Here is a 9,198-nt window from a genome sequence, read left to right on the forward strand (position 1 = left end):
AAATTTATTTAATTTTACATAAACAAAAAACGGACTATAAAGTCCGTTTCAATATTTTTAATGATACTATTGACCATCCCGTCAAAAATTCATTCTGAATTTTCGTCACCCCTTTAAAGGAGGGGAATTCTGAGATTAAGGTTTACAATGTTTCTTTCAGCCAGTCAAAGAATTCTCTCTGCCACACCAAACCGTTTTGCGGATGAAGCACCCAGTGATTTTCGTTCGGGAAATACACTAGTTTTGATTTCAATCCTCTTAATTTTGCTGCCTGGAAAGCTTCCTGCCCTTGTTCATAAGGAACTCTGAAATCGATTCCGCCTTGAACGATCATGATGGGTTTATTCCATTTATCAACAAAATTACTTGGATTGAATTCTGTGTAAGCCCTTGGAAGTGGTTTTTCCCACGGTGAACCCAAATCCCAATTCGCAAACCAAAGTTCTTCCGTCGTTAAATACCAAGATTTCATATCAAATAATCCATCATGAGCAATAAACGTTTTGAATCTATTTTCATGAATTCCAGCTAACATAAATACGCTGTAACCGCCATAGCTTGCTCCAACAGCCGCTACTCTCTCACCATCAACATACGGTAAAGTTTTTGCAAAATCGGTTGCTGCCAAATAATCTTTCATCGGCTGTCCACCCCAGTCTCTTGAGATCTCTTCGTTCCATTTTGTCCCCCAACCCGGCATCCCTCGACGGTTTGGTGCAACGACAATGTATCCGTTGGCTGCCATTAAAGCGAAATTCCATCTTACACTGAAAAATTGTGTTAATGCAGATTGAGGCCCGCCTTGGCAATATACCAATGTTGGATATTTCTTATTCGGATCGAAGTTTGGTGGGTAATGGAACCATACTCCCATTTCTTTTCCGTCTGAAGTTTTTACCATTTTCAACTCAGATTTTCCCTGTGCTAATTTTGCGTAAGTTTCTTTATTAGCATCAGTAATTTGCTTTAAATCTCCGTTTTTAAGGTTAACTGAGAATATTTCTGAAGCATGATTAATATCTGTTTTTGAAACCAATAATGAATTTTTATGATCTGCAAAAATTTCATTAATATCAAAATCACCTCTTGTAATTTGCTGAACTTTAGCATTTTTAGGATCTAAAAAAAATAGTTGCTTCGTCCCTCTGAAAGCTGCCGTAAAATATATCGTTTTAGAATCTCCGCTCCAGAAAACATCTCCTGAAACACTTTCATCCCAACTGCTTGTAAGGTTTGAAATTTTACCAGACTTCCAATCCATGATTTTTACATCATTTTTATCTGCTTCATAGCCGTCTCTCGCCATACTTAGCCAAATCAGAGATTTTCCATCCGGACTGAATTTTGGATTTACATCATAGCCTTTATTCGTTTCAGTTATGTTTTTTGTTGTTCCTGATGCTAGATCGTATGCAAAAATATCCGTGTTGGTACTTGTTGAGTACTCTTTACCGCTTTTCGGCTTTGTAACATATAAAAGCTGTGCAGAATCTGGACTGAAAATAAAATCTTCCGCTCCACCGAAAGGTCTTTGAGGCGAATCCCACATTTTGCCTTCCAATAAATCTTTAGCAGAATCAACAGCAGCTGAAGTATTTACCACAAAAACATGGTTGTATTTTCCTTCATTAAAGTAATCCCAGTGTCTGTGATTCAAGTCTGTATAAACCTGTGCAGTCGTTTTTGGAGTATCGGAAAATTTATCTTTTCCCATTACTTTTTCTACCAAAACCTGCTTGCTGAACGCTATTTTTTTACCGTCTGGAGAAATTACAATATTATCAACTTCACCGATTGTATAAAATTCTGTCCATGTTTTTCCGCTGTCTTTGGAAAGGAAAATTTTGTTTCCTTCCTGAGCGTAGATTCCGTTTTTATCCCATTGAATAAGAGATTTTTTACCAAAATCTATTTTAGTGGACTGATTATTGAGAACGTTTAAGAAATAATTCTCACTTTTTGTTTTTTCTGTTTTAAGATCTGTTTGCCCCACTTTATAAATAAGCGAAGACTGATCGGGAGAAACTGCCTGTACCCCAACTTTTTTCAAAGTCCATAAGATTTCAGGCGTCATTACTTGTTGTGCATTCATTAAAAGCGGAGCTGCCAAAGCCAGCAGACTGTACTTAAGTTTCATAAATTCCTATTTAATTCAAAGATTTCCAAAGGTATGTAAATGTGTTTAAACTTCAAATTTAATGATGGATTTAAATTACTATCCTTATTTTTACGTTAAATTTAAGACTAACAATTATGAAAAAAATTCTATCTGTTTTACTGGGTTTTTTCTCAGTTTGTGCATTTTCACAAATCAATATCTCTCCTCAAGTTACGCATTATCATGACCCTTATCAGATAACCGTTTCAGCGACCGGAACAATTTATTATACAACAGACGGAAGCACACCGACGTTAAGTTCTAGCTCTGCTACTAACAGTGTACAGATTTTAATTGATGATAATAAAGAAATCAAAGCTTTTGTGGTGAATTCGGGAACAACCTCACCTGTTATCAGTAAAAAATATTATACCGGAACAATTACTCCTGCGAAAATTTATTTTAAACCTCCCTCAACGTGGACAGCAGGAAGCTGTGCAATGGTTACCATGATTAATCCGAATGCTATAAACGGCTTTGTAATTGACAGTATCTGGCCGGGATTCCCCATGACCAGTACAGGTTGCAACGGCTGGTACACATTAAACAGAAATTTTGAAAGTGGTTCGGTAACTTTCAATAACTGTTCTCCTTTTGTAAATATTCCCGGAAGTGTTTATACGAACGATATTGCAATGGGAAATTTGCTGTATTACGATTTCACAGACGGAGCGATCAACAATCCTCCGGCTTGCATTCTGGCTACAAAAGAAGGCAAATTAGAGCCGATAACTTTGGTAAAAGTATATCCTAATCCGGTTTCAGATATTTTAAAAATCAATTCTGATACAAATTTTACAGAGTATGAAATTTTGGATGCCAGCGGAAAAATAGCTTCTAAGGATAAATTAACCTCAAAAGAAATCAATATTAATCAGCTGAGTTCAGGAAATTATTTCATCAAACTGAAAGATAAACAAAATACGATTTTATTAAAATTCATCAAGAAATAAAAACAAAAACCGTCAAATAACTGACGGTTTTTTATATTTCTCGAGATGAGTTTTACGTTAATCTTTATCTGCAAACATAGAGTTGGCGAGAGAAGTAATTACTGAGAGCAAAATACTGAAAATAAATGCCCAAAGGAAACCGTCGACCTTCATACTGTCGATGAAATAATCTGCTATCAGGATGATAATCGCATTGATAACCAATGCAAATAATCCCAAAGTAATAATTGTTAAAGGCAATCCGAAAAGGTTCAGAATAGGCTTTACGAAAATATTTAAAATACCTAAAACAATGGCAAAAATGATGGCCGTTGAAAAACCGTCAAAATGTACTCCCGGTAGAATTTTAGTTAAAAGATAAGCAACAATGGCTGTTATAAGAAGTCGGATAATTAGGTTCATAGTATTTAATTTTTAATGTTTATGGGGTTACTGAGCAAAACTTATTCCATTTAATCTACCACATTTATTTAATCTTCATCATCGTTACCAATGAAGTCGCAACATGACTTTCAGATTTTCCGTTTTCATCGATTGTATAAATTTCTGTTCTTATAACAGAGATTTTTGCACCCCCTTTTATGACATATGATTTTGAAACCAAAGCATCACCGATTGCCGGTCTCAGATAATTGACTTTCAATTCAACCGTCACCACATAGCAATCTTCTTCATAATGACTTACCGCTGCGTATCCCGAAGAAACATCCACTAAAGAAGCGATCATTGCACCGTTGAACATTCCCGCTTTTCTGGTCATTAAATCCATTTTTGGAATTTTCATAGAAATAAAATCGGTTTCGACTTCCAGTAATTCTGCCTTGTAAAATTGTAAAGTTTCGGAACGGTTGAAACTATTGGTGATCAATTGTTTTTTTTCTGGAGACATTATTTTAATTTAAAGCAAATGTAATACAACCTTAAAGATCGTGAAAATTTTCACTTACTATTAACTCATAAAATAAGAAACAGTAAATTCGTTTACCAGAAATAGGTTAAAAACTATGAGCAACGATTTAATATATCAATTCATTAAACCAGAAAAATCACTTGCCGATTTTGTATTTGGCTATTCTTCGTTGGAAAATCTGGAGACATTTAAAGAAGGTGTAATCATTCCCAACGGAAAAATTGATTTGCTTTTCTGCAAAACTACCGATAATCAGTTTCAAATTGTGTTAATGGGCTTGGAAACTAAACCTAAACCAATGCCTAAAACGGAATATTCCACTTTTTTTGCGATTAGTTTTGATCCGCTTGCGTTAGAATATATTCTTCATCAGTCTATCGCAGAATTTGTAGATGGTGGAAAAGAATTGCCCGATAATTTTTGGGATTTCAGCATTGATGATCTCGACGATTTTGACCAATTCTGTAAAAAAGCTTCAGAAAAAATTACATCATTATTACCTGAAAAAATTGATGAAAGAAAAAGAAAATTGTTTGAACTTATTTTTGAAACGCATGGAGAAATCAATGTTAAAGAGCTTTCAGAACAAATCATTTGGAATGAACGACAGATTAACCGTTATTTCAATAAACAATTAGGAATTTCGTTAAAATATTACTGTAAAATATTGCGTTTTCAGGCTTCTCTTCATCATATCAAAGACGGAAATCTTTTTCCGCAGCTTAATTTTACCGATCAGTCTCACTTCATCAAAGAAATTAAAAAACTTTCCGGAGTTTCTCCTAAAGAACTGTTTAAAAATCAAAACGACCGATTTTTACAATTTTTAGTGTATCATACCTCCTAATTTTGCAGCATAAAATTTAAAATTATGCTTATAAAAAATAAATCAGTTGCTATTGTTGGCGGCGGTCCGGGTGGATTAACACTGGCAAAATTATTACAGTTAAAAGGTACTGATGTAAAAGTATTTGAAAGAGATATTGATAAAAATGCACGGGTTCAGGGATCGCCTCTTGATCTTCATGATAATTCCGGATTGGCGGCAATTCGTAAGGCGGGTTTGTTAGAAGAATTCAAACAAAATTATCTTGTAGGTGCCGACAGAGAACTGATCATGAATGAAAATGCGGAAATATTTTTCAGCGATCATGAATCAAAATCTGAAGAAAATTTCGGGCACCAGCATTTCCGCCCGGAAATAGACCGTGGTACTTTACGAAAAATTTTACTGGAATCTCTACAACCAGAAACTATAGTTTGGGACAGCCATTTTATTTCAATGGAAAAACATCATGAAGGATGGCTTTTGCATTTCAAAAACAATACAACAGCTTATGCAGATATTGTGATTGCCTGTGATGGTACCAATTCAAAAATCCGTCCTTATATTACTGACAGTAAAGCTTTCTACACCGGAATCACAATGCTTGAAGGTAATATTATGAATGCAAAAGAAACTGCTCCAAAAGTTAATACATTACTGAAAGGTGGTAAAATAATGGCTTTCGGGAACAATAAAAATCTTCTGATGGGACAAAAAGGAAATGGCGACATCGGCTTTTACGCAAGTTTCAGAACTGATGAAAATTGGGCAACAACAAGTGGTTTAGATTTCAGTGACAAAAATCAAATGCTGAGTTGGTTTAAAACTACTTATCCTGAGTGGAACAACGTTTGGCTTGAGTTGTTTGAAAACTCAGAAACTCCTTTTATTCCGCGCCCTATTTACTGTATTCCTTTGGATCAGAACTGGGAAACACAATCTAATGTAACAATGATTGGGGACGCCGCCCATGTAATGCCTCCGTTTGCGGGAGAAGGTGTTAATATGGCAATGCTTGATGCTTTGGAATTGAGTGAATGCTTAACCTCTAATCAATACGAAACTTTACAGGAATCTATTTCAGAATATGAAATCCAGATGCGAAAAAGAGCCGCAATTGTTGCCAAAGAATCTCTTGATAATGGCGAATTGATGCATTCCGAAAATGCTCTTGAAAATATGCTGAATTTCTTTAACGCAACTCATTAATAATTAAATAAAAAAGTAGAAACAGTTTATTCCGTTTCTACTTTTTTATTACGCTGAAGATAACTTTATAAATTAAATAATAATTACATTAAACTGATCATCAAAAGATAAAATACCTTCCGTTACACTTTCAGGATGTGTGCTAAAACCTTTCAATTTTGAAGTTTTTGATTTCAATACCAAATCCATCAATTGTTTATCCGAAAGTTTTTTACCGAAAATTTCAAATGAAACTTTAAAGCCGCAATTTTTAAAATCAGAACAGCCGACAGCCGTTTTTCCTTTCATTAAATGATGGTCTTTACACTTCGGGCATTTGGTTTCTTCCCAAGCCTGAAGTTCTTTTTTCACAGCCGGTTCGCGCTTTTTCTTTTCTTTATCTGCAACTTTTTCCTCTTCCTGCAACGTAATTGCTTTTGCCTTTCCGTACACCACTTTTTTGGTAAGTTCGGTTACCATTTGAATCAATTCTTCTTTGAACTGATTGGCTTCATAGTCGCCACTTTCTATTTTACGAAGCTTAGATTCCCATTCTCCGGTCAGTTCGGGACTTTTCAACAACTCGTCTTCAATGGTATCAATCAACTGAATTCCGGTTTGGGTGGCAATCAGGTTTTTTCTTTTCTTTTCAATATAATTTCGCTTGAAAAGCGTTTCGATAATATTGGCACGGGTCGAAGGTCTTCCGATTCCGTTGTTTTTTAGTAATTCACGAAGTTCTTCGTCTTCAACCTGTCTTCCTGCGGTTTCCATTGCTCTCAGCAAAGTTGCTTCGGTGTAAGGTTTTGGCGGTGATGTTTTCCCTTGGTGAATCATCGGATCGTGCGGTCCGGTTTCTCCAACAGTAAATTCAGGAATGGTCTGTTCTTCTTCCTTGTCTTTTTCTTTATCCGTGGATTCTTCTTTTGGCTCTTTGGCATAAACGGCTCTCCAACCAGGCTCCAGCACCTGTCGTCCGCTTGTTTTGAAAGGAATTGTTCCTACTTTTCCTTCCACTAAAGTATTTGAAATCTTACATTCAGGATAAAAAACTGCGATAAAACGTTTGGCAACAAGATCATAAATGAGCTTTTCTTCTCGTGTTAAATTCTGAGAAGGCGGAATTTCGGTGGGAATAATAGCATGGTGATCAGTCACTTTTGCATCATCAAACACAGCTTTCGACTTAGGAATCGGCGCTTCCAATAAAGGTGCAATCAAATCCTGATAAAAATGCATTTTGCGAAGAATTCCATCTATTTTAGGATACAAACTTTCAGATAGATACGTTGTATCCACACGAGGATAGGTGACGTGCTTTTTCTCGTAAAGACTTTGAATATACTTTAATGTATTGTCCGCGGAATATCCGTATTTCTTATTGGCTTCTACCTGAAGTCCGGTCAAATCAAAAAGTCTCGGATTTTTTTCTTTACCTTCTTTAATTTCAAAAGAAACAATCTCAAAAGGATTTACTTTAAGATATTCCAAGCCTTTTTCAGCACGCTCTAACGTTTTTAAACGGTCAATAGCAGCATTGAAAATAACGTCACGGTATTTGGTTTTGAGTTCCCAATATTCTTCGGTGTTAAAAGCATCGATCTCCTTCTGACGCTGCACCAGCATCGCCAACGTTGGAGTCTGCACTCTTCCGATAGAAAGAACCGCTTTGTTTCCGCCAAACTTTTTGGTGAACAATCTGGTGGCATTAATTCCCAATAACCAGTCGCCGATGGCTCTTGCATTTCCTGCGAGATACAGATTTTTGTAATCCTCTGCAGGTTTTAATTTCTGGAAACCTTCTTTAATCGCCTCTTCGGTAAGGGATGAAATCCATAACCGCTGAACCGGTTTGTTGCATTTTGCTTTCTGCAATACCCAACGCTGAATGAGTTCTCCCTCCTGCCCGGCATCACCACAATTAATAACCTCATCACATTCTCCAACTAATCTTTCAATGACTTTAAACTGATTTTCAACGCCTTTGTTGGGAATTAATTTGATTCCGAAATTATTGGGAATGATCGGCAGCAAAAAGAGATTCCAGGATTTGTATTGCGGACCGTAGTCATGAGGTTCTTTGAGGGTGCAGAGATGTCCGAAAGTCCATGTCACGCAATAGCCGTTTCCTTCCATATAGCCCTGTTTCGGCATGGTAGCGCCCAATACTTTGGCAATATCTCTGGCAACACTGGGTTTTTCGGCAATACAAAGTTTCATGAATTTCGGAATTATGGAAAGGGTTGCAAAAATCGGGATTTTTTTTGGATTTTGGATAAGGTTGTCTGGTATAAGTTATGAATTATAAGTTGTAATGACTGACCGATAAAGTATTATCTATGAATTAAAATTATTTTTTGCGGCAGGATATTTATACTTACTCCTTGTTACTTTATAGATTGTCTTGCAAGTTTTGTAAACGATCTTAGGAAAAGTATAAATCAGGATGCTTATATTATAGTTGGGGATGCAAGGATATTAAATGAGATTACAAAAAATATAAATTGGGATGCTAATTTTTATATTTTAGGCTTTTAGAATATTACTTGTGGGTGCAAAAATACACATCGGGGTACTAACTTTATATTTGTGCTTGGGAGAAGGTCAAACTGTATCTGCATTAATAGAAAGTTTACCCCAATTGGTTAAAAACATCAGCTTGTAAAAAATAAAGCGACTCATTTGTCGCCTTATTCTTTACTGCTTTATCATTGTAAATTCACCTATTGGCAATGAAAATTCAGGTTTTGAAGGCACAGGATTATCTACATTAATGATTTCACTACTAATATTTTGAATTCTACATTGCATTACTTCTTGTCCATTAATAACTGTCCTACGCATAATTAAATCAGCTCTTCTACTGGAAATTTTATCTTCAATAACAACAACCAATCTTTTTTCATTAGGATTACATTGAGGGCACTTCCATAATCTACTATTGATATTTTTAATAATATATTTTGTTGCAATATTATGTTTTAAAAATTGATCAGAATAGTTAACATTTAAATTAGACAATGTATTTGTTTTCTCAACACCATTTTCAATATATTGATATTCTCCAATAATCATATCTTCAAAGTTTAAGCCTACAGGCTGCTTTATCATTTTTTTTAATATGATTTTAAAACTTGTATTTCCATTAGAATATATATATATA

General features: G+C 35.3%; 8 protein-coding genes. 3 read left to right on the forward strand and 5 right to left on the reverse strand.

Annotated elements, in window-relative coordinates; all coding sequences use genetic code 11:
* Positions 1 to 142: 142 nt before the first annotated feature.
* Positions 143 to 2,137, reverse strand: a complete 1,995-nt coding sequence (locus tag ASG22_RS18650; RefSeq protein ID WP_055987885.1) for a S9 family peptidase — start codon at positions 2,135 to 2,137, stop codon at positions 143 to 145.
* Positions 2,138 to 2,253: 116 nt separating this feature from the next.
* Between ASG22_RS18650 and ASG22_RS18655 the strand changes: the two genes are divergently transcribed.
* Entirely contained in the window at positions 2,254 to 3,111 is an 858-nt protein-coding gene (locus tag ASG22_RS18655; protein ID WP_055987887.1) for a T9SS type A sorting domain-containing protein, read from the forward strand.
* 57 nt (positions 3,112 to 3,168) lie between these two features.
* On the opposite strand, the gene ASG22_RS18660 is transcribed toward ASG22_RS18655, so the two are convergent.
* Together ASG22_RS18660 and ASG22_RS18665 are read right to left on the reverse strand one after the other, a co-directional pair.
* Positions 3,169 to 3,513: a phage holin family protein gene (locus ASG22_RS18660; protein WP_055987889.1), complete on the reverse strand. Its 345-nt coding sequence runs from the start codon at positions 3,511 to 3,513 to the stop codon at positions 3,169 to 3,171.
* Between the two features lie 64 nt (positions 3,514 to 3,577).
* Positions 3,578 to 4,000: a PaaI family thioesterase gene (locus ASG22_RS18665; RefSeq protein ID WP_055987890.1), complete on the reverse strand. Its 423-nt coding sequence runs from the start codon at positions 3,998 to 4,000 to the stop codon at positions 3,578 to 3,580.
* A gap of 115 nt (positions 4,001 to 4,115) precedes the next feature.
* Here ASG22_RS18665 and ASG22_RS18670 point away from each other — a divergent pair, with 115 nt between their 5' ends.
* Together ASG22_RS18670 and ASG22_RS18675 are read left to right on the forward strand one after the other, a co-directional pair.
* Complete coding sequence (locus ASG22_RS18670) at positions 4,116 to 4,868, forward strand: helix-turn-helix domain-containing protein (protein ID WP_055987892.1); 753 nt, start codon at positions 4,116 to 4,118, stop codon at positions 4,866 to 4,868.
* Positions 4,869 to 4,892: 24 nt separating this feature from the next.
* Entirely contained in the window at positions 4,893 to 6,056 is a 1,164-nt protein-coding gene (locus ASG22_RS18675; protein WP_055987894.1) for an FAD-dependent oxidoreductase, read from the forward strand.
* Between the two features lie 72 nt (positions 6,057 to 6,128).
* On the opposite strand, the gene ASG22_RS18680 is transcribed toward ASG22_RS18675, so the two are convergent.
* Together ASG22_RS18680 and ASG22_RS18685 are read right to left on the reverse strand one after the other, a co-directional pair.
* Positions 6,129 to 8,255 (reverse strand): type IA DNA topoisomerase, encoded by a 2,127-nt coding sequence (locus ASG22_RS18680; protein WP_055987896.1) that lies wholly within the window; start codon positions 8,253 to 8,255, stop codon positions 6,129 to 6,131.
* 477 nt (positions 8,256 to 8,732) lie between these two features.
* A partial coding sequence (locus tag ASG22_RS18685; RefSeq protein WP_317038861.1) for a DUF6705 family protein occupies positions 8,733 to 9,198 on the reverse strand: 466 nt, incomplete at its 5' end.

Source organism: Chryseobacterium sp. Leaf405 (assembly GCF_001425355.1).
Taxonomy (GTDB): Bacteria; Bacteroidota; Bacteroidia; order Flavobacteriales; family Weeksellaceae; genus Chryseobacterium.

Coding starts and splice junctions, on each gene's coding strand:
- ASG22_RS18665 (WP_055987890.1), bottom strand. CDS start 4,000: ATGTCTCCAGAAAAAAAACAATTGATCACCAATAGTTTCAACCGTTCC.
- ASG22_RS18675 (WP_055987894.1), top strand. CDS start 4,893: ATGCTTATAAAAAATAAATCAGTTGCTATTGTTGGCGGCGGTCCGGGT.
- ASG22_RS18655 (WP_055987887.1), top strand. CDS start 2,254: ATGAAAAAAATTCTATCTGTTTTACTGGGTTTTTTCTCAGTTTGTGCA.
- ASG22_RS18680 (WP_055987896.1), bottom strand. CDS start 8,255: ATGAAACTTTGTATTGCCGAAAAACCCAGTGTTGCCAGAGATATTGCC.
- ASG22_RS18670 (WP_055987892.1), top strand. CDS start 4,116: ATGAGCAACGATTTAATATATCAATTCATTAAACCAGAAAAATCACTT.
- ASG22_RS18660 (WP_055987889.1), bottom strand. CDS start 3,513: ATGAACCTAATTATCCGACTTCTTATAACAGCCATTGTTGCTTATCTT.
- ASG22_RS18650 (WP_055987885.1), bottom strand. CDS start 2,137: ATGAAACTTAAGTACAGTCTGCTGGCTTTGGCAGCTCCGCTTTTAATG.